This is a genomic window from Alphaproteobacteria bacterium (assembly GCA_030740435.1).
In the GTDB taxonomy this organism is placed as follows: domain Bacteria; phylum Pseudomonadota; class Alphaproteobacteria; order UBA2966; family UBA2966.
Genome location: JASLXG010000059.1, coordinates 26445 through 49776, shown reverse-complemented (window position 1 = coordinate 49776; position 23332 = coordinate 26445). Strand labels below are relative to the sequence as shown.

The 23332-nt window shown below is 65.7% G+C and carries 19 protein-coding genes; 3 read left to right on the top strand and 16 right to left on the bottom strand.

Annotated elements, in window-relative coordinates; genetic code table 11:
• From QGG75_07070 to QGG75_06995, 16 genes are all read right to left on the bottom strand, one after another.
• Positions 1-441 (bottom strand): OmpH family outer membrane protein (locus tag QGG75_07070; GenBank protein MDP6066999.1); only part of this gene is annotated, 441 nt, incomplete at its 3' end.
• Positions 442-444: 3 nt separating this feature from the next.
• The gene (gene bamA, locus QGG75_07065; protein MDP6066998.1) at positions 445-2736 is read right to left on the bottom strand and encodes an outer membrane protein assembly factor BamA; all 2292 of its coding nucleotides are present in this window, start codon (positions 2734-2736) and stop codon (positions 445-447) included.
• Positions 2737-2794: 58 nt separating this feature from the next.
• Positions 2795-3925 carry an RIP metalloprotease RseP gene (gene rseP / locus QGG75_07060; protein MDP6066997.1) on the bottom strand — a complete coding sequence of 377 codons (1131 nt, stop codon included), beginning with the start codon at positions 3923-3925 and terminating at the stop codon, positions 2795-2797.
• A gap of 49 nt (positions 3926-3974) precedes the next feature.
• A complete protein-coding gene (locus tag QGG75_07055) occupies positions 3975-5189 on the bottom strand; it encodes a 1-deoxy-D-xylulose-5-phosphate reductoisomerase (GenBank protein ID MDP6066996.1) in 1215 nt (404 codons plus the stop codon).
• Positions 5186-6004, bottom strand: a complete 819-nt coding sequence (locus QGG75_07050; protein MDP6066995.1) for a phosphatidate cytidylyltransferase — start codon at positions 6002-6004, stop codon at positions 5186-5188. The genes QGG75_07055 and QGG75_07050 overlap by 4 nt, the downstream gene beginning before the upstream one ends.
• Positions 5997-6728 (bottom strand): isoprenyl transferase, encoded by a 732-nt coding sequence (locus QGG75_07045; protein MDP6066994.1) that lies wholly within the window; start codon positions 6726-6728, stop codon positions 5997-5999. Before QGG75_07045 ends, QGG75_07050 begins: the two co-directional genes overlap by 8 nt.
• Before the next feature lie 3 nt (positions 6729-6731).
• Complete coding sequence (gene frr, locus QGG75_07040) at positions 6732-7292, bottom strand: ribosome recycling factor (protein MDP6066993.1); 561 nt, start codon at positions 7290-7292, stop codon at positions 6732-6734.
• On the bottom strand, positions 7285-8040 hold the full coding sequence (gene pyrH / locus QGG75_07035) for a UMP kinase (GenBank protein ID MDP6066992.1): 756 nt from the start codon (positions 8038-8040) through the stop codon (positions 7285-7287). The genes frr and pyrH overlap by 8 nt, the downstream gene beginning before the upstream one ends.
• Positions 8041-8163: 123 nt before the next feature.
• Complete coding sequence (gene tsf / locus QGG75_07030) at positions 8164-9090, bottom strand: translation elongation factor Ts (protein ID MDP6066991.1); 927 nt, start codon at positions 9088-9090, stop codon at positions 8164-8166.
• 62 nt (positions 9091-9152) lie between these two features.
• On the bottom strand, positions 9153-10148 hold the full coding sequence (gene rpsB, locus QGG75_07025) for a 30S ribosomal protein S2 (protein MDP6066990.1): 996 nt from the start codon (positions 10146-10148) through the stop codon (positions 9153-9155).
• 175 nt (positions 10149-10323) lie between these two features.
• Positions 10324-13815: a DNA polymerase III subunit alpha gene (gene dnaE / locus QGG75_07020; protein MDP6066989.1), complete on the bottom strand. Its 3492-nt coding sequence runs from the start codon at positions 13813-13815 to the stop codon at positions 10324-10326.
• A 134-nt stretch (positions 13816-13949) separates the two neighbouring features.
• Positions 13950-14972, bottom strand: a complete 1023-nt coding sequence (locus QGG75_07015) for a methyltransferase (protein ID MDP6066988.1) — start codon at positions 14970-14972, stop codon at positions 13950-13952.
• A complete protein-coding gene (locus QGG75_07010; GenBank protein ID MDP6066987.1) occupies positions 14969-15649 on the bottom strand; it encodes an ABC transporter ATP-binding protein in 681 nt (226 codons plus the stop codon). The genes QGG75_07015 and QGG75_07010 overlap by 4 nt, the downstream gene beginning before the upstream one ends.
• Positions 15642-16886, bottom strand: a complete 1245-nt coding sequence (locus tag QGG75_07005; protein MDP6066986.1) for a lipoprotein-releasing ABC transporter permease subunit — start codon at positions 16884-16886, stop codon at positions 15642-15644. Before QGG75_07005 ends, QGG75_07010 begins: the two co-directional genes overlap by 8 nt.
• 4 nt (positions 16887-16890) lie before the next feature.
• Positions 16891-18207, bottom strand: a complete 1317-nt coding sequence (locus QGG75_07000; GenBank protein ID MDP6066985.1) for a proline--tRNA ligase — start codon at positions 18205-18207, stop codon at positions 16891-16893.
• An 82-nt stretch (positions 18208-18289) separates the two neighbouring features.
• Positions 18290-18703, bottom strand: a complete 414-nt coding sequence (locus QGG75_06995) for a hypothetical protein (GenBank protein ID MDP6066984.1) — start codon at positions 18701-18703, stop codon at positions 18290-18292.
• A gap of 260 nt (positions 18704-18963) precedes the next feature.
• On the opposite strand from QGG75_06995, the gene QGG75_06990 reads away from it, so the two are divergent.
• The 3 genes from QGG75_06990 to QGG75_06980 all read left to right on the top strand — a co-directional run bounded on the left by QGG75_06990 (position 18964) and on the right by QGG75_06980 (position 23316).
• The gene (locus QGG75_06990; GenBank protein ID MDP6066983.1) at positions 18964-20646 is read left to right on the top strand and encodes a urocanate hydratase; all 1683 of its coding nucleotides are present in this window, start codon (positions 18964-18966) and stop codon (positions 20644-20646) included.
• A gap of 5 nt (positions 20647-20651) precedes the next feature.
• Positions 20652-22178 (top strand): histidine ammonia-lyase, encoded by a 1527-nt coding sequence (gene hutH / locus QGG75_06985; GenBank protein MDP6066982.1) that lies wholly within the window; start codon positions 20652-20654, stop codon positions 22176-22178.
• Positions 22179-22281: 103 nt separating this feature from the next.
• A complete protein-coding gene (locus QGG75_06980) occupies positions 22282-23316 on the top strand; it encodes an ABC transporter substrate-binding protein (GenBank protein MDP6066981.1) in 1035 nt (344 codons plus the stop codon).
• Positions 23317-23332: the final 16 nt, after the last annotated feature.

The following is a 23332-nucleotide window of genomic DNA, read 5'->3' as shown; positions in this document are numbered from 1 at the left end:
GATGGGCAGCATGGCGCGGCGCAGCTGGTTCATGGCGCTGGAATAGCTCCGCTCGAGGCGCCGCGAGCGGTCCTGGGCCTGGCGCTGAACGGCGGCCACCTTGTCCTCGAATTTGCGCCGGCGTTGTCCGAAGGCTTCGGGCGAGAGCAGGGTCCGTTGCCGCTTGAGTTCCTCCTGTTCGGTATTCAGCGCGGCTTCCGTTTTTTTCATTTCGGCCAGATAGACGGCCCGGAACTTCTCTATTTGGGCCCGCACGCTCTTGGTAGCCTGGGCCTCACGCAGGATGAGCTTGAGATCGATAACGGCGATTACCGCCGATGGCAGCTTTTGCTTGTCTGCTGCCTTCTCGGCCGTCTGCGCCGATGGGCCGGCGACCACAATGGCTGCACAAAGGCCGATAAGGATCAGGCTGTTGCGGATGGTCTGGGACGGAAAAGTCATTGCTCAAAACCGGGTGCCAAAGCTGAAGCGGAAGGTTTCGGTCTCGTCGAAGCGCTCGCGGCGCAAGGCACTAGAGAAATCGAGGCGAATGGGCCCCAGCGGCGAACGCCACGACAATCCGACACCCGACGAAACACGCACCGAGCCGACGTCGAAGAGGTTTTCCTTGCTCGCCACGTCGGCGTCCGAGAGGCTGCCCATCTCGGTGAAGATGCGACCGAAAATGCCATAATCCTGTAGCATCTCGATTGGTGCCGTTAATTCCGCCGTGCCCACATAGTAGAGCTTTCCGCCCAGCGAATCGAGCGACACCTTGTCCCGTGGCCCGACGCCCGACGGCGCGAAGCCACGGAAGTTGTTGCCGCCCAGGAAGAAACGATCGGAAATGCCGACGCGCTGGCCCAGGCCCTGGATGAAGCCCTCGCTGAACGAGAGCGAGCCCACCCAGTCATCCCACAGCGGCTGATAGTAGGCGTAGGAGAGGGCGTTCCTCAGATAACGGACGTTGCCGCCGAAACCGGCCAGGTCCTGGCCGAAACGCACCACGTATCCCTCGGTGGGCACCAGCCGGTCGTCGCGCAGGTCGTAGATCAAGGTGTAGCCCAGCGTCGACGACACCCGGCCGCCGGACTGTTCGAGAACGAAGCGCGAAGCGTTGCTGCCGAAGTTGTCGATGACGTCGTGACGGATCGAATAGCGCACGCTCTGGCGCAAATTCAGCGCGATGGGATAGCCCGCCCGCAGTGTCAGGCCACTGGTGCTCTCGTCGAATGACGAGGTGCGCTGGCGATCGCGGCGGATGTTGAAGATATCGAAGCCGGCGGCCACATTGCGCTCCAGGAAGTGCGGCTCGGTGAAAGAGAGGTCCACTTGCTGGCGCCGGGTCGAAAGGTTGAGGCCCAGGCGCAGGTCCTGGCCGCGGCCCAAAAGGTTGCGCTCGCGCACGCTGATGTCGCCGATGAACTGTTCGGTAGTCGAATAGCCGGCCCCGAAACTGAGCTCGCCCGTCGAATGCTCCTTGACCTCGGCGGTGATGACCGTACGGTCCTCGGCAAACTGGCCCTCGGCGGCGCCCAGCGTCTTGCTGTCCAAGAGGCCGCGGTCGTCTTTGATTTCCACCTTGTCGAAGAAGCCGAGCCCACGGATGCGGCGGCGCGAGCGGCGCAGCTTGGCGGTGTTGAAGGCGTCGCCCTCGGAGATCTCGAATTCGCGCCGAATCACTTTGTCCAAAGTGCGAACGTTGCCGACGATGTTGATGCGATCGACGTAGACCCTGGGCCCCTCGGCAACGACGTAGGTGACGTCGATGGTGCGGTCTTCACGGTTGCGCTTGGGACGCGGACGGATTTCGGTGAAGGCATAGCCCCGACGGCCGGTCTCGAAAGTCAGGGCGTCGATGGTTTCCTCGATCTGCTCGGCGTTGTAGCTCTCGCCGCTGGGTGAGGTGACGAGATGGCGCAGGCTGTCGGGATCGAGGCGGCGAATACCCGATTCGATGTCGATCTTGCCGAAGCGGTAGGGCTCGCCCTCCTCGATGGTGAAGGTAACGAAAAAGTCGCGCCGGTCGCGGCTCAGCTCGGCCATGGCCGTGACCACGCGGAAATCGGCGTAGCCGTTGGCCAGATAGTGGCGGCGCAGGAGTTCGCGGTCGAACGAGAGACGGTCGGGATCATAAGTGTCGTCGCTGGTCAAGAAGCGGTACCAGCGGGATTCCTTGGTGGCGATGACCGAGCGCAGTTGGCGGTCGCTGAAAACATGGTTGCCGATGAAGGTAATCTTACGGATCTCGGTCAGTTTGCCTTCGTTGATCTCGTAAACCAGATCGACACGGTTTTGCTCGAGCTGGATGACCTTGGGCTCCACGGTGGCGGCAAAGCGGCCGCTGCGGCGATAGAGCTCGACGATGCGCTGGACGTCGCTTTGCACCCGCGAGCGGGTGTAGACCACCCGCTGCCTGAGCTGCACCTCGGCATTCAGGGTTTCGTCGTCGAGGCGCTTGTTGCCTTCGAAGGCGATGCGGTTGATGACCGGGTTTTCCACCACCCGCACCACCAGCGCCGCGCCCTTTTGGCCGATGCTGACGTCGGCGAAAAGGCCGGTGGCGAACAGGGCCTTGAGGGAGCGGTCGATATTGCCGGCATCGAAGGCATCGCCGATGGCGATGGTCATGTAGGAACTGATGGTCGCCGCCTCGATGCGCTGGTTGCCCTCGACCAGGATGTCGCTGATCGAGCCGGCCGATCGGGTCTGGGCGGCCAGCGGTGTGGCCAGCATCAGGCAGACGACCACAAGCATGGCCCCCATCCCTGCCTGTCTCGCCCATCGGCGCATCAATCCGGCCCCCACGGCGGCCTTAGGAAAATAGTCGAGCAAAGAAATCGAAAACCTCAAGATCAACAAGATCGTTTCGCGTGACAAAGACCATGAGCATGACCACCAGCGCAAGCCCAATTCCGACGCCGAAATCCTGCGCCCGGTGGCCCAGCGGCCGACCGCGGACCGCTTCGAAGCCGTAATAGAGCAAATGCCCGCCATCCAAGGGCGGCACCGGGAAGAGATTGATCAGGCCCAGGCTGATCGACAGGATGGCGGTGAATTGCAGCAGCGAGGAAATGCCGAGCTGGGCCGCCTGGCCCGACATCCTGATGATGCCGATGGGGCCGCGCAGGTCGTCGGCCGGCCTCAGGCCGGTAATGATCTGGCCCAGATTCCGCAGCGTTTGGGTAGTGAAATAATAGGTCTCCCGCGTGGCATACCAGACGGCATCGAAGGGCCCGTGTTTGATGTGATCCAGCGCGCTGCGCTGGATGCCCAGGTATCCCACCTTATGCTGGTTGCCAAATCGGTCCTCCAGCAACCGGGTGCCCGGTGTCACGCCCAGTGCCAGGCGCTTATTGCCGCGCAGCACCACGACGTCGAGACGCTGGCCGGGGCTGGCCATGATGATCTGTTGCAACTCCTCGAAGCGCATGATGGCCCGGCCATCGATCTCCTTGATACGGTCGCCGATCTCGAAACCGGCCTCCTCCGCCGCCGTGCCGGGCAGGATCTTGTCAACCACGGGCGGCGTGAAGGGTTGCCCGACGACGACGAAAAGACCGCTGAGAATGATTACCGCGGCGATGAAGTTGGTCACCGGCCCGGCCGCCACCACGGCCGCCCGCGCCCACAGCGGCTGGGCCTGGAAGGTCTGGCGTTGCTCTTCCGTCGTGCGCTCGGTGTCACGGTCCGGTTGCGAGGTGGCATCGGCATCGCCGAAGAACTTGACGTAGCCGCCGAGCGGAATCCAGCTCACCTTCCAGCGCGTCTGGCGAGAATCGTCCCAACCGAAGATTTCCGGCCCAAAGCCGATCGAGAAAACCTCGACCCGGATGCCGCACCAACGCGCCACCATGTAGTGCCCGAATTCATGCACGAAGACCACGACGGTCAGCACGAACAGGAAAGCGACGGGGTAATTGAGAATGCCGCTGATAAGGTCCATTCACTCAAACTCGTGGGCTGGTCGCGGGCGGGGCCACCTGGGCTCTTGATCAGAGCCGATCGCGAACGCGGGCGATCAACTCCTCAGCCACCCTCCGGGCCTCGCTATCGACGGCAAACACCGCATCGAGCGAGGCCGGTTTATCCAGCGGCATGGTTGCCAGGGTCTCTTCGACGATACCGGCGATTTCGAGAAACCCGACCTCGCCTCCCAGGAAACCGGCAACCGCGACCTCGTTGGCGGCGTTGAGGATAGTAGGGGCGGCCCCACCGCTTTGCAAGGCTAGGCGGGCCAGGCGCAGCGCCGGAAAACGCTCGAGATCGGGGGGCTCGAAGGAAAGCTGGCCCAGGGCCGCCAGATCGAGGCGTTCGGCCGGGGCCGGCATGCGCTCGGGCCAGCCCAGGGTATAGGCGATGGGCGTGCGCATGTCGGGCGTGCCGAGCTGGGCCAGCACCGAGCCGTCGACGTAGGCCACCAGGCTGTGTACCACCGATTGGGGGTGGATCAGCACCTCGATGTTCTCGGCCGGCAGGTCGAACAGGTGATGGGCCTCGATCAGCTCCAGCCCCTTGTTCATCATGGTCGCCGAATCGACCGAGATCTTGGCCCCCATGTTCCAGTTCGGGTGGGCCACGGCCTGGGCCGGCGTGACGTGCGCCATGACGGCCCGGTCGAGGGTGCGGAAGGGGCCGCCGGAAGCGGTCAGGATGATGCGCTCGACGGCGTCGCGCCGGGCGAAGTCGAAGACCTGGAAGATAGCGTTGTGCTCCGAATCGACGGGCAGCAACGTGGCGCCGTTCCGGTTCACCTCCTCCATCATCAATTCGCCGGCACAGACCAGGCATTCCTTGTTGGCCAAGGCCACGATGGCGCCGCGGCGCAGCGCCGCCAGGGTGGGCTCGAGGCCGGCTGCGCCCACGATGGCGGCCATCAGCCACTCGGCCGGCCGCTGGGCCGCCTCGACCAGGGCGGCGGGACCGGCGGCCAGCTCGATGCCACTGCCGGCCAGGGCTTCCTTGAGCGCGCCAAAGCGCGCCTCGTCGCCGATCACCGCCAGGCGGGGCCGTAGGCGTCGGGCCTGTTCCGCCAACAAGGCGACGTTGCGGTTGGCGGTCAGGGCCTCGATCTTGTAGCGCTCGGGCTGGCGTTCGATCAGGTCGATGGTGTTGCAGCCCACCGATCCGGTCGAGCCGAGAATACTGATGCGACGTGGCGCCGGCAGCGCCGCGGAGCGTTCGTGGGTTTTTTCTTGGGGCAAGATCACGGCCAAGCCAAGACCTCGCGCTGACGCAACAGCGTCAGCATGGCCACCGCCAAGGCAACGAAAAGCAAACCATCGAGACGGTCGAGCGCGCCGCCGTGGCCGGGGATCAAGGTGCCGCTGTCCTTGACGTCGAAGTGGCGTTTGAGAGCCGATTCGAAGATGTCGCCGGCCTGCGAGACAAGGGCCAACAAGGCACTCAGCAGGACCAGGAACCAGAGCGACGCGTGGCCCAGCAGCGCCGCCGTCAAAGCTCCCACCAAGGCCGCTCCGAGCGCCCCGCCGGCCAGCCCGGCCCAGGTCTTTTTGGGGCTGAGCCGCGGCGTCAGCCGTGGCCCGCCGATCAGGCGCCCGGCGGCATAGGCCGCGGAATCGGTGGCCCAAACCAGGGCCAGCATCCAGACCAGGGTCTCGAGCCCCAGTTCCGATCCCTGGCGCAGCCAAACGATGGCGATGCAGGGCAGACCGATGTACACGATCCCCAGCGCCGGCCAGTGCCGCCGTGCCTGGCTGCGCGAGACGATGACCAGCGACAACACCGCCCCCATGGCCACCACCAGGGTGGCATCGGGCGCCCGCCCCAGTGCCGTCACGGCGATGGCGCCCAGCACCACCAGTTGTTGCCAGACCAATACAAAGCCCCCGCCGCCCCCGCCGGCGCTGAGCCGGTCCCATTCCCCAACCATGAAAAACCCGGCCAGGCCAACCAAGGCCGCGAAGGCCCAGCCGCCAAACAGCGCCAGCACCAGGGCCGGAGGGATCATCACGGCGGCGGAAATAAGCCTCAGACGCAGGCTGCCGAGTGCCGCTTCAGCCACTCGCGGCCCCATAGCGGCGATCACGGCGCTGGTACTCGTCAATCGCCTGTTCGAGGTTGGCCAGACAGAAATCGGGCCACAGCGTGTCGATGAACATGAGCTCGGCGTAGGCCGCCTGCCAGAGCAGAAAGTTGCTCAGCCGTTGCTCGCCGCTGGTCCGGATGATCAGGTCGGGATGGGGGATATCCGAGGTATCGAGGCAGCGCTCGAAAGCCCCCTGGTCGATATCCGCCGGCACCAAGGTTCCGGCTGCCGCCTGTTCCGCCAGGCGCCGGCAAGCTGCCAATATTTCGTTGTGGCTGCCGTAATTGAGGGCGATGACCAGGGTCATGCCGTCGTTGCCGGCGGTGACGCCCTCGGCCTCGTCGATCAGCGCGCAGATGTCCTTGGCCAAATCGTGGCGCATGCCGATGAAGCGGACACGGACGTTGTTGCCGTTAAGGTCGCTGATCTCGCGCCGCAGATAGAGCCGCAACAGCCCCATCAGATCGTCGACCTCGGCCGGCGGGCGCTTCCAGTTTTCCGAGGAAAAGGCATAGAGCGTGAGATAAGAGATACCGAGATCGACACAGCCCTCGACGACCTTGCGCACCGCCGATGCCCCGCGCTGGTGCCCAGCCGCCCGGGGCAGGCCGCGAGCCTTGGCCCAGCGTCCATTGCCATCCATGATGATGGCGACGTGACGGGGCGTGGGGCCCGGTGGGCTGGACGTCAAGGCCTCCATGGTTCAGACCTGCATGATCTCCGTTTCCTTGGTCGCCAGCGCCTCGTCGAGCAGGCCGATGATGCGATCGGTCATGCTCTGGATCTCGTCGCCATAGAGGTGCTGGTCGTCCTGTGAGAGATCGCCCTCCTTCTCCATCTTCTTGAGTTTTTCCATGCCATCGCGGCGCACGTTGCGCACCGCTACCCGGGCCTGTTCGGCATACTTGCCGGCGACCCGGGTCATTTCCACGCGGCGTTCCTCGTTGAGCTCCGGGATCGGCACTCGCAGGAGCTGCCCCTCGACCGAGGGATTGAGGCCCAGGCCGGCGCTTTGGATGGCCTTCTCGATGGCCTTCACCATGCCCTTGTCCCAGACCTGCACGGTGAGCAGGCGGGATTCGGGAACGCTGATGGTGGCCAGTTGGTTGAGCGGCATCTGGCTGCCGTAGGCCTCTACCAGCACGGGTTCGAGCAGGCTGGCCGAGGCGCGCCCGGTACGCAGCCCGCCAAATTCCTGCTTCAACACCTCCAGCGCACCGTTCATGCGGCGTTCGATATCGTCGAGATCCGGTTCGTCAGCCACTGCTCTCCTCCCCAGCGGAAATGGCGGGATCGGTGGAAATGATCGTACAAGCGCCCCGGCCGCACACCACCTCGGCGAAGGCACCCTTGTCCCGCAAGGAAAATACCAGAATCGGGATGCCGTTCTCACGGGCCAGCGACACCGCCGCAGCATCCATCACCTTGAGGTCGCGGGACAGCACCTCAAGATAGTCGAGCCTATCATATCTCCGGGCCCCGGGCGTGATCTTGGGATCGGCATCGTAGACGCCATCGACTTGCGTTCCCTTGAGCAGCGCATCGCAGCCCATCTCGGCCGCCCTCAGCGCCGCCGCGGTGTCGGTGGTGAAGAAGGGATTACCGGTGCCGGCCGCGAAGATCACCACGCGGCGGCGCTCCAGGTGCCGGATGGCACGGCGGCGGATGTAGGGCTCGCACACCGTGGCCATGGGAATGGCCGACAGCACCCGGGTGGTAACATTGAGGCGCTCGAGCGCATTCTGCATGGCCAGCGCGTTGATCACGGTGGCCAGCATGCCCATGTAGTCGGCACTGGCCCGCTCCATGCCGGCCGCCGCCCCGGCGATGCCGCGGAAGATGTTGCCGGCGCCTATGACCAGGCAGACCTCGACGTCGAGCGCGTGCACCGCGGCGATATCCTGGGCGATGCTGTCGACGGTGTCGTAGTCGATGCCGTACTCGCCGTCGCCCATCAGGGCCTCGCCAGAGGTTTTCAGCAAAACCCGGCGATATGTTGCCGCTGACGCCATGTCGACTCCCATCGCCCGGCTAAGGGGGGTCGCCAGCGAATGGGCCCCGGCACCAGGCGGGCGCAACCTTACACCAGGGGTAGTCGCGGCGGTAGACGGTAGCGGCGAATACGCCGAATCGCTTCAGCCGCCCTGGGCGGCGGCAACCTCGGCCGCGAAATCCTCCGAGCGCTTTTCGATGCCCTCGCCCAAGGCGAAACGGTAAAAGCCCGTGACCTTGATCTCGCTGCCCAGATCGGCGGCCGCCTGTGCCACCACGCTGGCTACCTTGGTTTCGCCGTCGATGACGAAAACCTGCTCCAACAGCACCGATTCAGCATAGAACTTGCGCAGCCGGCCTTCGACCATCTTGGCCACCACCTCGTCGGGCTTGCCCGATTCCCTTGCTTGTTCGCTGAGCACGGAACGCTCGTGATCGACCACCGCCGGGTCGAGACCGGCGACCTCGACGGCCAGGGGTGCGGCCGCCGCGACGTGCATCGCGAGCTGTTTGCCCAGCGCCTCCAAAGCGGCCGCGGGAGCCGCCGATTCGAGGCCAATGATGACGCCGATCTTGCCCAGACCGGGGCTCACGGCGTTGTGCATATAGGCCGCCACCACGCCCTCCGAGACGGCCAGTCCGGCACTGCGGCGGAACTGGATGTTTTCGCCGATGGTCCCCACCATCTGGCTGACCTGCTCGTCGATGGTGCGCTGTTCTCCGGGATAGCCGGCCGCCTGCGCAGCCGCGAAATCACCGCCCTGGGCCAGGGCGACCTGGGCCACGCCGGCGACAAAAGCCTGGAAGCTCTCGTTACGGGCCACGAAATCGGTTTCCGAATTGACCTCGACCAGGGCCGCGGCGGCGCCGCTACCGGCCATTCCGATCAGGCCCTCGGCAGCCACCCGGCCGGCCTTTTTGGCAGCCGCCGCCAGGCCCTTGGTGCGCAGCCAGTCAACGGCCGCCTCGGTATCGCCGGCGTTCTCGGCCAGGGCTTTCTTGCAATCCATCATGCCGGCGCCGGTGCGTTCGCGCAGATCCTTCACCATGGCAGCGGTGACGTCAGCCATTACTTCACCTCGAATATAAGAAATTGTTCATAACGAGTTGGAAATACATATATTATCATGCGTTAGACCCCTGCCGCAGGTACCTCTTCGGGAGCCTCTGCTGGAGCTTCCACCACAGCCTCGGCAGGCGCGTCAGCAGCCTCTTCGGCGGGCGCTTCGGTAGCCTCCTCGGCAGGCGCTTCGGCAGGCGCTTCGGTAGCCTCTTCGGCAGGCGCTTCGGTAGAGGCCTCGGAGGGCTTCTCGGCGGGCGCGTCGGGCTTCTCCTCGACAGCATCCTCGGTGGCATCCTCGGCGGCATCCTCGGCAGCCTGTGGCAATTCCTCGGCGGCCAGTTCCTCGGCCTCGCCCAAATCGGCACCGTCGGCCGCCATCCCCTGCTGGATGCCGTCGAGCACGGCCCGCGAAAACAGTTCGCAATAGAGGTTGATGGCCCGCAGCGCATCGTCGTTTCCGGGAATGGGATGGGTGATGTTGGCCGGGTCCGAATTGGAATCGATAACCGCCACCACGGGAATGTCCAGCTTCACCGCCTCCTTGACCGCGATATCTTCCTTGTTGGTATCGATGACCACCATCAGGTTGGGCAGACCGCCCATCTCCTTGATGCCGCCGAGCGCGCGTTCCAGCTTGTCGCGCTCCCGTGTCAGCTTGAGCATTTCCTTCTTGGTCAGGCCGAGGTTTTCCTCGGATAGCTGCTCGTCCAGGTCCTTGAGGCGCTTGATGGAATTGGAAATGGTCTTCCAATTGGTCAGCATGCCGCCCAGCCAGCGGTGGTTGACGTAGTATTGACCACAGCGCCTGGCCGCCTCGGTCACCGGCTCCGAAGCCTGGCGCTTGGTGCCGACAAAGAGCACCCGGCCGCCGGCCGCCACCAAGTCACGGGTGGTTTCCAGGGCGCGATACAAAAGCGGCACGGTCTGCTGCAGATCGATGATGTGGACGCCGTTGCGGTCGCCGAAGATGTAGGACGACATCTTGGGGTTCCAACGGTGCGTCTGGTGGCCGAAATGAACGCCAGCTTCCAGGAGCTGGCGCATGGTGAAGGTTGGCATCGCCATGCTGTATTCCTTTTCCGGTTGGTCCGCCGCGGGAGAGAGCCGGACGGTGCCGGCACCGGAGCGACGCAGGGGATGTCTGTCCTGAACGCCGCGTTCCCGCGTGAGGTTTTTCAGAAGCGCGCTAGGTAACGCCGTTCGGCCGGCTTTGCAAGCGAATTCCCGCCTCGGGCGGCTATTAGATGTTCTTGACCGTGCCGATCCCGGGAACGTGGGCGATGGCTTCACGCAAGGGCGGCGAGATGGCGAAGTGCTGGCTGAGCTCGATCTCGGCCTCCTGGCGGCCCTCGTCGAAGCGCACCAGCAGGCAGATCCGGCCCTTGCCCGGCTTGGCCTGGGATTCGATCAGGCGCCGCAGGCGGTCCACGGAAGCGGGGTCGGTGATGGCAATGGCAAGGCCGGCGGCAGCGGCGGCGACGACCTGGTCCAGCGGCCTGAGGTCGGTGGCGGACAGTCGGAACCCTTCGCCGTCGGGCTTGATCTCGACGCTCAGCAAAAGGTTGGCACCGGCCTCGATGTACTTGCGCTGGGCGGCATAAAGCTCGGCAAAGATCACCACCTCATAGCCGCCGCTGGCGTCGGAGAGTTGCACGAAGGCAAAGCGGCCGCGGCCGTTGCCGCTGCGCTCGCGCACGCTCATCACGGTACCGGCCAGCCGTGCCCCAGCAACCTCTCCGTGGCGCCGGCCGGCCAGTTCGCCATAGGACATGACGCCGAGGCGCTCGAGGTCGGGTGCGAAGGCGTCGAGGGGGTGGACCGAAAGATAGAACCCCAGCGCCTCGCGCTCATGTTCCAGGTTCTCCATGGGCAGCCAGGGCTCGACCTCGGGCAGCGCCGGTGCCGCCAAGCTGGCGCCGCCCTCGCCGCCGAACAGGCTTTCCTGCTGGCTCTCGCGGGTTTCGGCCGCCGAATGGGCATGACGCACGATCTGTTCGGCCGCCGCGAAGACCCGGGCACGGTTGTCATCGAGCCCGTCGAAGGCGCCGGCGCGGGCCAGGTTCTCGACCTGGCGCTTGTTGACGGCGCGGGGATCGATGCGCCCGGCGAAGTCGAAAAGATCGGCGAAAGCACCGCCTTGCCCCTGCTCCTCCAGCACTGCGACCATGGCCTGGCGGCCAACGTTCTTGATCGCCGCCAGGGCGTAGCGGATGGCGGGCTTGCCGCCGTTTTGCGGGTATTCGACGGCGAACTCGACCTCTGAGCGGTTGATGTCGGGCGGCTCCAGGGGGATGCCGAGGCGCTCGAGTTCGCGCTGGAAGACCTCGAGCTTGTCGGTATTGCCCATGTCCAGCGTCATCGAGGCGGCCATGAACTCGACCGGGAAATTCTGCTTGAGCCAGGCCGTCTGGTAGGCCACCAGGGCGTAGCCTGCGGAATGCGCCTTGTTGAAGCCGTAGCCGGCGAACTTCTCGACCAGGTCGAAGACGTAAGCCGCGCGGTCGGGCTCGACGCCGCGCTCGACGGCGCCGGCCACGAAGGTGTCGCGCTGGGCCCGCATCTCGGCCTTGATCTTCTTGCCCATGGCGCGGCGCAGGATGTCGGCCTGGCCCAGGCTGTAGCCGGCGAAAACCTGGGCGATCTGCATCACCTGTTCCTGGTAGATGATGACGCCGTAGGTGTCATTGGTGACCGGCGTTATGGTGTCGTGCAGGAACTCGGGCGTGTCGTTGCCGTGCTTGCAGGTGACGTACTTGGGGATGTTCTCCATGGGACCGGGACGAAACAGCGCCACCAGGGCGATCAGGTCCTCGATGTTGCTGGGTACGGCATCCTTGAGCAGGTCCTGCATACCACGGCTTTCAAACTGGAAGACGCCGATGGTGTGGCCCCGGGCCAGCATCTCGTAGGTGCCGGGATCGTCGAGCGGGATCGCCGCGATGTCGATCTCTTCGCCCCGCGCCAGCAACAGCTTCAACGTCTTGTCGATCACCGTCAGGGTCTTGAGGCCGAGGAAGTCGAACTTCACCAAGCCGGCCATTTCCACGTATTTCATGGAAAACTGCGTCACCGGCATGTCGGAACGGGGATCGCGGTAGAGCGGCACCAGGGTATCGAGCGGCCGGTCGCCGATCACCACCCCGGCGGCGTGGGTCGAGGCGTGGCGGTAGAGCCCCTCCAGCTTGAGGCCGATGTCCAATAGCCGCGCGATGGCCGGGTCGCCGTCGCGTTCCTGCTGCAACCGGGGCTCGTCGGCGATGGCCTGGCCCAGCGACACCGGGTTGGCCGGATTGTTGGGCACCATCTTGCAGATGCCGTCGACGCGGCCGTAGGGGATCTCCAGCACCCGGCCCACGTCGCGCAAGACGGCCCGGGCCTGCAGCTTGCCGAAGGTGATGATCTGGGCCACCCGGTCTCGGCCGTACTTTTGCTGCACGTAATGGATGACCTCGTCGCGCCGGTCCTGGCAGAAGTCGATGTCGAAATCCGGCATCGAGACGCGGTCGGGATTGAGAAAGCGCTCGAACAGCAGACCGAAGCGCAGTGGATCGAGGTCGGTGATGGTCAGCACCCAGGCCACCACCGAACCGGCCCCCGAGCCGCGGCCCGGACCCACCGGAATGCCCTGTTCCTTGGCCCACTTGATGAAATCGGCGACGATCAGGAAATAGCCGGAAAAACCCATCTCTATGATGACGCCAAGCTCGAAGGCCAGGCGCTCGCGGTAAGGCCTCGCTGCCTCGACGCGCTGGGCCGGGCTCATCTCGGCGGCGAATACCTGGGCTTCCAGCCGGATCTCCAACCCGGCCTCGGCCTGGGCCGTGAGCTCGAGCCCTTCGTCGCGGCCGTCGGCGCTCTCGTAGGGCGGCAGGATGGGCTGGCGCAGCGGCGGCCGGTAGGCGCAGCGCCGGGCAATGACGATGGTGTTATTGACGGCCTCGGGCAGGTCTTCGAAAAGCGCCGTCATTTCCTCGGGCGACTTGAAGCGGTGTTCGGGGGTCAGCCGGCGGCGCTCGCTTTGGCTGACGAAAGCACCCTCGGCGACGCAGATCAGGGCGTCGTGGGCTTCGAACATTCCGGCTTCGGTGAAGTAGGCCTCGTTGGTCGCCACCAGTGGCAGATCCAGGCCATAGGCGAGCTCGACCAGCGCCCCCTCAACGCGGTCCTCGTCCGCCAGGCCGTGGCGCTGCAGCTCGACATAGAGACGCCCGGGAAAGAGCCCCGCCAGGCGTTCCAGCAAGGCCTTGGCCTGGTCCTCGCGGCCCTCGGTCAGCAGCCTGGCAACGGGACCGTCGGGCCCGCCGGTGAGTGCGATCAGCCCCTCGCAATGGCCCTCCAGCGCCGCCAGCGGCAGCGCCACCACATGGGCTTCGGATTCCAGGAACGAGCGGCTGGAAAGCCGGATCAAATTGCCGTAGCCGACCTCGTTCTGGGCCAGCAGCACGATGGCATCGGCTTCGTGTTGCTCCGAGCCCGGCGCGGCATGGCCGCTGGCGGCCGAACCTTCTTGGCGCAGCAGCCCCAGGGCCGTGCCGACGATGGGTTGGACACCCCCCTTGACCAGAGCCTCGGAGAATTCCAGCGCGCCGAACAGGTTGCCGCTGTCGGTCAGCGCCACCGCCGGCATGTCGTGGCGTTGGCAAAGCTCGACCAGGACGTCGCTGCGAATCGCTCCCTCGAGCAGCGAATAGGCGGTATGGACGCGCAGGTGAACGAAGTTGGCGTGGGGCATGAAGGTGGCCCGTCTGAAGCGTCAGCGATGATGCCACGTCGCCTCCTCGGATTGAAGAGAACAGCGGCGGAACGAACCAATTTCTTGTGGATAGATTTGGGAAAACCACCTGATGTGGTGGCACCGTACAGGTATCAGCCGGTACCCGGCTTCTCTGCCGTGATCACCTTGGTGATCTCCGGGATCATCACCTGGTCCTGGATGCCCTCGAATCCGTGGCCGGCGATCAGGGGCTCGAGCTCGGCGGCGCTGAACGAGACGGCGTCGGTGCGCAGCGGCAGGTAGACCAGGAACCAGGCCGCCGCCTGGGCCGGTCCGGCGCGGTCGTCGTCGAGCATGAAGTCGTGCACGATGAGCCGGCCGCCAGGCGCCAGGGCCTGCCAGGCCCGGCCCAAGAGGGTCTCGATATCGCCGCCGCCGACGGCACTGAGGAAATAGGACATCAGGACGACGTCCTGGTTGCCGGGCCATTCCTCGGCCAGGGCGTCGCCCGCTTGCAGCGTTATCCGGTCTTCCAGGCCGGCCGCCGTGACGTAGCCCTTGGCCACTTCGATGACGCTGGGAAAATCGATGATGGTGGCAACCAGTTCGGCCTGGCGGCGGCAGAACGTGATGCTGTAGGCGCCGGTGCCGCCGGCCACGTCGAGCAGCCGGCGGCGGCCGGAAAGATCGATGCGATCGGACATCATCAGCGCCGGCCCCAATGATCCGGCATGCTGGGCACGGGAAAAATCCGCCGCCATTTGGGCGTCCTCGACCCAGCCGCTGAAGGAATCGTGGGCCAGGCCTTCCTCGTTACCCGCCAATCCGGCGTCCAGGTGGATGAAGTTGGGATAGACTTGGCGGTCGATCTGGAAGCGGTAGTAATCGCCGAAATAAGCCTTGGCCCCGGGCACCAGGTAGCTGGCGGTGGCCGGCGCGTTGGCATAGTCGTCTCCGTCGCGCACCAGGAGGCCCAGGCTGAGCAAACTTGCCAGCAAGGTCTCCAGGCCCTGGGGCGTCATCCCGGTGGCGCCCGCCAGCGCCTCGATATCCCGCGCCCCTTTGTCGAGGTGTCCGAAAAGCTCGACGTTGAGGGCGGCAAACAGCGCCTTCGAGGCCATGAAGCCATAGGCGATGTGCGAGATCTGGCGAACGTCGGTCAGGGGTTCGTTCATGCCGTTTCCAATATTCCTTCGCGTAGCGTCACCACGCGGTCCATGCGGCGCGCCAGGTCGGTGTTGTGGGTGGCAACCAGGGCGGCCAGGCCGCGCTTGCGAACCTCTTCCTGAAGCTCCGCGAAGACGCCGTCGGCGGTGTCGTGGTCGAGATTGCCGGTGGGCTCGTCGGCCAGCAGCACGGACGGCTCATTGGCCACGGCGCGGGCGATGGCGACGCGCTGCTGCTCGCCCCCCGAAAGCCGCCCCGGGCGGTGGCTCAGACGCTCGGCAAGGCCAAAACGGGCCAGCAGCTCCCCGGCCCGTTGGCGGGCCTGGCGGCGGCTGCGGCCGTTCACCATCTGCGGCAGCACGACGTTTTCCAGGGCCGAAAATTCGGGCAACAAATGATGATGCTGGTAGACGAACCCCAGTCGGTGGCGCCGCGTCAGCGTGCGTTCGCCCTCGGACATGGCGTTGCAGGCCCGGCCGGCGATAGAGACCTCGCCGCCGTCGGCGCGTTCCAGCAGGCCGGCAACGTGCAGAAGCGTCGACTTGCCCGAACCCGAAGGACCGAGCAGCGCCACGATCTCGCCGGCCGCCAGTTCCAGAGTAGCCCCGCGCAGGACCATGAGCTCGACGCCACCCTGCACGAAGGTGCGTTCGATTTGGCGCAATTCCAGGGCCACGTCACTCATAGCGCAGCGCCTCCACCGGATCGATGCGCGAGGCCCGCCACGAGGGATAAAGCGTGGCCAGGAAGGAAAGTCCGAGCCCCATGCCAGCCACCGCCGAAACCTCGGTCGGGTCGATGCGGGACGGCAGGTTGGACAGGAAGCGGATCTCGGCGGCCCACAGCTCGGCCCCGGTCAGGCCTTCGAACCAAACCCGGATGATGTCGATGTTGTCGGCGAACAGCAGCCCCAGCACCAGGCCCAGCAGCGTGCCGCTGACGCCGATGCTGGTGCCGCTGATCAAAAAGATGCGCATGATGGCGCCGCGCGTCGCCCCCATGGTGCGCAAGATGGCGATGTCGCTGCCCTTATCCTTCACCAGCATGATGAGGCCGGAGATGATGTTGAAGGCGGCGACGATGATGATCAGGGTGAGGATCAGGAACATGACGTTGCGCTCGACCTGAAGCGCCGTGAAGAAATGCGAATTGGCCTGCTGCCAGTCATAGAGCCTGAGGCCGCCGGGCACGGCTTCGAAGAGCCGCTGGCGGGCCGCCGCCAGGTCGTCGGGATCCTCGACCATGACCTCGATGCCGCTGACGCTGGCGCCGCGGCGAAAGAACACTTGCGCCGCCTTCAGCGGCATGAAGATGAAGCTCGAATCGTACTCGTACATGCCCACTTCGAAGGTGGCGACGATGCGGTAGGCCCGCATGCGCGGCACCATGCCCATGGGACTGGCACGCCCCTTGGCCGCCACGATGGTGATGGGCCGGCCCACGGTGAGACCCAGCTTGCGGGCCAGGCGGCTGCCCACGACGACAGCGTCGGGGCCCTCGAAATCCTTCAGCGAGCCGGCCACGATCTTGCCGGCGACGACGCTGCGGGCGCGCAGGTCACCGGCCTTGAGGCCGCGCACCAGGGCACCGCTGGCGTTACTCTTGGCCATGGCCATGACTTGGCCCTCGAGCACCGGCGTCACCGCCACCACGCCCGCGACTTGGCGCAGCTTGTCGGAGAGCGCGTCGTAATTGCGCACACCGCCTTCGACATCCTGCACCACGATGTGGCCATTCAGCCCCAGGATGCGGTCGAGGAGCTCGACCCGAAAGCCGTTCATCACCGCCATGACGACGATCAGCGTGGCCACCCCCAGCGCCGTGCCGAGCAGCGAAAAGGCGGCAATGACGGAAATGAAGCCCTCCTGGCGGCGCGGCCTCAGATAGCGCACAGCTATCATCCACTCGAAGGCGGAAAACATGCCGTTATCCCGTCAGGCGGGCCAGGGCCGATTCGGGCGAGAGCTCCTCACGCTCGCCCGTGGCCCGCGATTTGAGCTCGACGGTGCCGGATTTGAGCCCCCGCGGCCCGACCACGAGCTGCCACGGGAGGCCGATCAGGTCCATGGTGGCGAACTTGGCCCCGGCGCGCTCGCCGGTGTCGTCGAGTAGCACTTCGCAATGGCCGGACAGGCTCTGCTCGAGCTCGGCACAGGCGGCATCGCAGGCCGCGTCGCCGGCCTTCAAGTTGACCAATCCGACGTCGAAGGGCGCCACGCTTTGGGGCCAGATAATCCCGGCCTCGTCGTGGCTGGCTTCGATGATGGCACCGACCAGGCGCGAGACGCCGATGCCGTAGGAACCCATCTCGACGGCCACGGCCTCGCCATCGGGGCCCTGCACGGTGGCGCCCATGGCGGTCGAGTATTTGTTGCCGAAATAGAAGATATGCCCCACCTCGATGCCGCGGGTGTTGACGCGTTTGGCCTCGGGCACTTGCGCTTCGAAGGCGGCCGGGTCGTGTTTTTCGTCGGTGGCGGCATAAAGTTTCGTGCGCTCGGCCACGAAGGGCTCGAGGTCCGAATCGTATTCCACCTCCGCGGCCAAGGGTTCGAAATCCAAATAATCCGCGTGGCAGTGCACCTCGCTTTCGCCGGTATCGGCCAGGATGATGAATTCGTGGCTCAGGTCGCCGCCGATGGGCCCGGTGTCGGCGGCCATGGGAATGGCTGTCAGGCCGAGCCGGGCGAAGGTGCGCAAATAGGAAACAAACATCTTGTTGTAGGAATGCTTGGCCCCGGCGTAGTCGAGGTCGAAGGAATAGGAATCCTTCATCAGGAACTCGCGGCCGCGCATGACCCCGAAGCGCGGCCTGACCTCGTCGCGGAACTTCCATTGGATGTGGTAGAGCAAGCGCGGCAGATCGCGGTAGCTGCGCACCGATTGGCGGAAGATGTCGGTGATCTGCTCCTCGTTGGTGGGGCCATAGAGCATGTCGCGCTCATGGCGGTCTGTAATGCGCAGCATTTCGCGGCCATAATCCTCGTAGCGTCCGCTCTCGCGCCACAGATCGGCCGGCTGGATGGTCGGCATCAAGAGCTCCTGGCAGCCCGCCCGGTCCTGTTCCTGGCGCACGATGGCTTCGATCTTCTTGAGCACGCGAAAGCCCAGCGGCAGCCAGGAATAGATCCCGGCGCTCGATTGCCGCACCATGCCGGCTCGCAGCATCAGCCGGTGCGAAACGATCTGGGCCTCGCTCGGGTTCTCCTTGAGCGTCGGCAGGAAGTATTGCGATAGGCGCATGGGGGTTCCGGACCAGGGGACGATATCAGGCCGGCCAAACTTTAGGAAAAGCGGGGGACGATAGCAACGACCGCGACGGCAGCTACTTCTTCTTTTTCGGCTTACGCTCGCGGCAGGCGGCGGCCACGGCCTGCTTTTCCTTGCGGCCGAGGCGCTTGCCGTTGAACTTGACGCTGCCGCCCCGGCTCACCGTCACCCGGCCCAGCGTCATGGCGCTGTCGCCCAGCTTGCCGGCCTTGTGCTTGAGGGCGCCGAAAACCTTGTGGGTGATGTCGAAGGAATAGTCTTCTGGGAGATCGAGCTGATAGCCGCCCTCGAGATCGGCCGACTTGACGGGCTTGCCGCGCACGTCGACGCCGGGCTTGTAGGCCACGTCGTCGCTGGGCGTGTGGCGCACCAGGTAGCGGCAATTCTTTTCGCTGATGACGATTTTCTGCTCGGCCTGCGCCAGCGCGGGCGCCAACAAAAATATCGCAAGTGCGGCTATCGTTCTCATGGCTCCAGTCTGCCCCAACTTCGCTTAACGAAGGCTTAGCGGCAGCGACCTGGGCAACCGCCCAGTTGATCGCAGGCGTGGCGCTGCTCTCGGTCATGGGGCTCGTGGTGGCCTGGCTGTTCGGCATGGCCGAGCGCTAATTTCTGCGTTGGCGGTCCTGAGCGGTCGTCGGCCTCGTGGACAGCGAAAGAAGCGGGGCTGGAAGCGGGGTGGTGGGGGCGCTAGGTTAGGGACTAGGACTGCGGCACGAAGGGGGCCTTATGAGCGATACGTCCGGCGGCCGCCTCGACAACACGCGGAAGATTCGCGCCCGGCGCGGCACCACCTTGCAGGCCCGCAGTTGGCTCACCGAAGCGCCGCTGCGCATGCTCATGAACAACCTCGACGCGGAGGTGGCGGAGCGGCCCGAAGAACTCGTGGTCTATGGCGGCGTCGGCCGGGCGGCGCGCAACTGGGAATGCTACGACCGCATCGTCGAGGTGCTCAGCGAGCTGGGCGACGAGGAAACCCTGCTGGTCCAGTCCGGCAAACCCGTGGGCGTCTTCCGCACCCACGCCGACGCACCCCGCGTGCTGATCGCCAATTCCAACCTGGTGGGGCACTGGGCGACGCTGGATCACTTCAACGAACTCGACCGCCAGGGCCTGATGATGTACGGCCAGATGACGGCCGGCTCGTGGATCTACATCGGCAGCCAGGGCATCATCCAGGGCACCTACGAGACCTTCGTCGAGGCCGGCCGCCAACACTTCGGCGGCGACCTCGGGGGGCGCTGGATCCTCACCGCCGGCCTCGGCGGCATGGGCGGTGCCCAGCCCCTGGCCGCCACCATGGCCGGGGCCTCGCTGCTGGCCGTGGAGTGCCGGGCAAGCCGCATCGAACGGCGGCTCGAATCGGGTTACCTCGACGAGATGGCACCCGACCTCGACGCTGCGCTAAACCGCATCGCCGAGGCCACCAAGGCCCGCGAGGCGGTTTCCATCGGCCTGGTGGGTAATGCCGCCGAGGCCTTTCCCGAACTGGTGCGCCGCGAGGTGCGGCCCGATCTGGTCACCGACCAGACGGCGGCCCACGACCCCACCCACGGCTACCTGCCGCTGGGCTGGCAGCTCGCCGACTGGGAGGAACGCCAGGAGAGCGATCCCCACGGCGTCGAGGCGGCGGCCAAGGATTCGATGGCGGTTCAGGTGCGCGCCATTCTGGAGTTCCACCGCCAGGGCGTCGCTTGCGTCGATTACGGCAACAACCTGCGCCAGATGGCCCAGGACGTGGGCGTGGCCAACGCCTTCGACTATCCCGGCTTCGTGCCGGCCTACGTGCGGCCTATGTTCTGCCAGGGCCGCGGGCCCTTTCGCTGGGCGGCGCTATCGGGCAATGCCGAAGACATCTACCGCACCGACGCCATGGTCAAACGGGTGGTGCCCGACGATCGTCATTTGCATCACTGGCTCGACATGGCGCGGGCGCGCATCCAGTTCCAGGGTCTGCCCTCGCGCATCTGCTGGTTGGGATTGGGCGAGCGCGCCCGCGTCGGTCTCGCCTTCAACGACATGGTGGCATCGGGCGAGCTCGAGGCGCCGGTGGTGATCGGCCGCGACCATCTCGATTCGGGGTCCGTGGCCAGCCCCAACCGCGAGACCGAAAGCATGCGCGACGGCTCGGATGCGGTGGCCGACTGGCCGCTCTTGAATGCACTGCTCAACTGCGCCTCGGGCGCCACCTGGGTTAGCATCCACCACGGCGGCGGCGTCGGCATCGGTTATTCGCAGCACGCCGGCATGGTCATCGTCTGCGACGGCAGCGCCGCGGCCGCACGCCGCATCGAGCGCGTACTGACCAACGATCCGGCCAGCGGCGTCATGCGCCACGCCGACGCCGGTTACGAAGAAGCCGTGGCCTGCGCCCGCGAATTTGGTCTCAAGCTGCCCATGGTCGAAGGCTAGGGCCGGTGGTAACCACCACCCTGGTTCCCGGCGAATTGCGCCTTGCCGAGCTCCGGGCGCTGATGCAGGGATCCGGCCCGCTGGAGATGCCGAAAAGCGCCTGGTCCGCCATAGCAGCGGCGCACCAGACTGTGGCCGACGTCATCGCCTCGGGGCAGACGATCTACGGTCTCAACACGGGGTTTGGCCCCTTGGCCAGCCAGGCCATCGGGGCCGACGACTTGGCCGAGTTGCAGCGCCGGCTGGTGCTTTCCCATTCGGCGGGCAGCGGGCCACTGCTGCCCGACCCTGTGGTGCGGCTGATCCTGGTGCTCAAGCTGGCGGCGCTGGGGCGCGGCCATTCCGGGGTATCCCGGGGCCTGGTGGAAGCGTTGCTGGCCTTCCTCGCGGCCGATGTCCTGCCTTGCGTGCCGAGCAAGGGATCGGTCGGTGCCTCGGGCGATCTGGTGCCGCTGGCCCATCTGACGGCGGCGCTTATCGGCGAGGGCGAGGTGCGCATCGAGGGCCGCGTCGCACCGGCCGCCGAGGGCCTGGCTGCGGCCGGCATCGGCGCTTACGTGCTCGGCCCCAAAGAAGGCCTGGCCATGCTCAACGGGACGCAAGTCTCGACGGCGCTGGCGCTGGTGGGATTGTTCGGCGTCCATGACGTTTTCGCCGCCGCCATCGTGGCCGGTGCCCTCAGCGTTGATGCCGTGCTGGGCAGCGACGTGCCCTTCGATGCCCGCATCCAGGCGGTGCGGGGACAGATCGGTCAGACCGACGTGGCCGAGGCGCTGCGCACCCTGCTGGCAGGCAGCGGCATTCGCGCCTCCCACCTCACCTGTCACCGGGTCCAGGACCCCTACTCGCTGCGCTGCCAGCCCCAAGTCATGGGCTCCTGCCTCGATGCCATGCGCTTCGCCGCCGGCTTGCTGGAGCGCGAGGCTAACGGCGTCAGCGACAATCCGCTGGTCTTCGCCGCCTCGGGCGAGGTGCTGTCAGGCGGTAATTTCCACGCCCAACCGGTGGCCCTGGCGGCCGACACGTTGGCTTTGGCAATTGCCGAGATCGGCAACCTGGCGGAACGACGCATCGCCCTTTTGACCAACACCGCCATGAGCGGCCTGCCGGCTTTCCTGGTGGCCGAGCCCGGGCTCGACTCGGGCTTCATGGCCCCGCAGATCGCCGCCGCGGCCCTGGCCAGCGAAAACAAATCGCGGGCCCATCCCGCCGGCATCGACAGCATTCCCACGGCGGCCGACCAGGAAGACCACGTCAGCATGGCGACGTTTGCCGCCCGCCGCCTGGCCGACATGGTGGACAACGCCGCCACCATCATCGCCATCGAGCTGATGGCGGCGGCCCAAGGCATCGATTTCCACGCGCCGCTGGTCACCAGCGAGGCGCTGCTTCCGGCCTATCAAGCGGTTCGCGAACGCGTGCCCTTCATCGCCAGCGACCGCCGGCTGGCACCCGAGATCGCCCGGGTGGCGGACGAAGTCGTCAAGAACGGCCCTTGCCGCGATCTGGTTGTGGCCTGCCGCCTGAGTTGAACGGCCACGGCAACCGCCCATTGACCCGGCCCCGTGCCTGGCCAACACTACGCCTTGGAACCCGCGCCGATATCGAACATCGCGGCAGCAAAGGGAGGAAAACATGCTTTCCGTTAGCAAGAGACAAATTGCCAGCCTGGCGGCTACCGGCCTGATCGTTGCCGCGGCTTTGTCAAGTTTTGTGGGCACCACCGCCGCGGCCGACAAGATCGCCGTCGGCGCCTTGCGCTTCACCTCCCATTCGGCCAGTTTCGTGGCTTTCGAACGGGGCTATTTCAAGCAGCACGGGCTGGAGGTCGAGTTCAAGTTCTTCCAGGCGGCCCAGCCCATGGCCGTGGCCATCGCCTCGGGCGACGTCGATTTCGGCGTCACCGCCATCTCCGGCGGCCTCATTCGCCTGGCCGAAAAGGGCGCCATCAAGATCGTCGGCGGCGCGCTCCAGGAAGAGAAGGGCATCGACGGCCAGATCATCCTGGTCTCGAAAGCGGCCTATGACGCTGGCATCACCAGCCCGGCCAAGCTCAAGGGCCGCAGCTTCGGCATCACCCAGACCGGGTCTTCGTTCCACTACATGGCGGCCAAGATCGCCCAGAAGGAGGGCTTTGCCACCTCGGACATCAAGCTCAAGCCCTTGCACAAGGTCGGGGCCATCATCGGAGCCCTGAAGTCGGGCCAGATCGATGCCTGGTCCATCGTGCCCCACATCGCCAAGGCGCTGGCCAAGGGCGGCACGGTCAAGCCCATCGGCATGGTGGCCGACTATATCTCGGACTACCAGGTGACCACCGTCTTCACCTCGGCCGACAACGCCGCCAACAAGCGCGACCTGGTGAAGCGGTTTCTCGCTGCCTTCTCGCAAGGCGCCGCCGATTTCAACGCCGCCCTGGTCGACAAGTCGGCCGGTGCCGAGGCCGCCGAAGCCATGGTCAAGCTGGTTCACAAGTACGTTTACGCCAGCCGGCCCTACGAAAAAGCGGCGCCCTCGATCCGTAACGGCGCCATGCGCATCAACCAGAATGCCCGGCTCAACCTGACCAACGTCAAGGACCAACTGGCCTGGTTCAAGTCCGAGAATTTAGTGCCGGCCAGCATATCCATCGAAACGCTGGTCGACACCAGCTACGTCGAGACGTTCTGAGCACGGGCAAGAAGGG

Excerpts from the sequence above, each read along its gene's own strand:
- QGG75_06995 (MDP6066984.1), bottom strand. The coding sequence starts at position 18,703 with ATGAGAACGATAGCCGCACTTGCGATATTTTTGTTGGCGCCCGCGCTG.
- rpsB (MDP6066990.1), bottom strand. The coding sequence starts at position 10,148 with ATGGCGATGCCAACCTTCACCATGCGCCAGCTCCTGGAAGCTGGCGTT.
- QGG75_07015 (MDP6066988.1), bottom strand. The coding sequence starts at position 14,972 with ATGAACGAACCCCTGACCGACGTTCGCCAGATCTCGCACATCGCCTAT.
- rseP (MDP6066997.1), bottom strand. The coding sequence starts at position 3,925 with ATGGACCTTATCAGCGGCATTCTCAATTACCCCGTCGCTTTCCTGTTC.
- QGG75_07045 (MDP6066994.1), bottom strand. The coding sequence starts at position 6,728 with ATGGAGGCCTTGACGTCCAGCCCACCGGGCCCCACGCCCCGTCACGTC.
- QGG75_07000 (MDP6066985.1), bottom strand. The coding sequence starts at position 18,207 with ATGCGCCTATCGCAATACTTCCTGCCGACGCTCAAGGAGAACCCGAGC.
- QGG75_06990 (MDP6066983.1), top strand. The coding sequence starts at position 18,964 with ATGAGCGATACGTCCGGCGGCCGCCTCGACAACACGCGGAAGATTCGC.
- QGG75_07010 (MDP6066987.1), bottom strand. The coding sequence starts at position 15,649 with ATGAGTGACGTGGCCCTGGAATTGCGCCAAATCGAACGCACCTTCGTG.
- pyrH (MDP6066992.1), bottom strand. The coding sequence starts at position 8,040 with ATGGCGTCAGCGGCAACATATCGCCGGGTTTTGCTGAAAACCTCTGGC.
- bamA (MDP6066998.1), bottom strand. The coding sequence starts at position 2,736 with ATGCTTGTGGTCGTCTGCCTGATGCTGGCCACACCGCTGGCCGCCCAG.
- tsf (MDP6066991.1), bottom strand. The coding sequence starts at position 9,090 with ATGGCTGACGTCACCGCTGCCATGGTGAAGGATCTGCGCGAACGCACC.
- dnaE (MDP6066989.1), bottom strand. The coding sequence starts at position 13,815 with ATGCCCCACGCCAACTTCGTTCACCTGCGCGTCCATACCGCCTATTCG.
- QGG75_07005 (MDP6066986.1), bottom strand. The coding sequence starts at position 16,886 with ATGTTTTCCGCCTTCGAGTGGATGATAGCTGTGCGCTATCTGAGGCCG.
- QGG75_06980 (MDP6066981.1), top strand. The coding sequence starts at position 22,282 with ATGCTTTCCGTTAGCAAGAGACAAATTGCCAGCCTGGCGGCTACCGGC.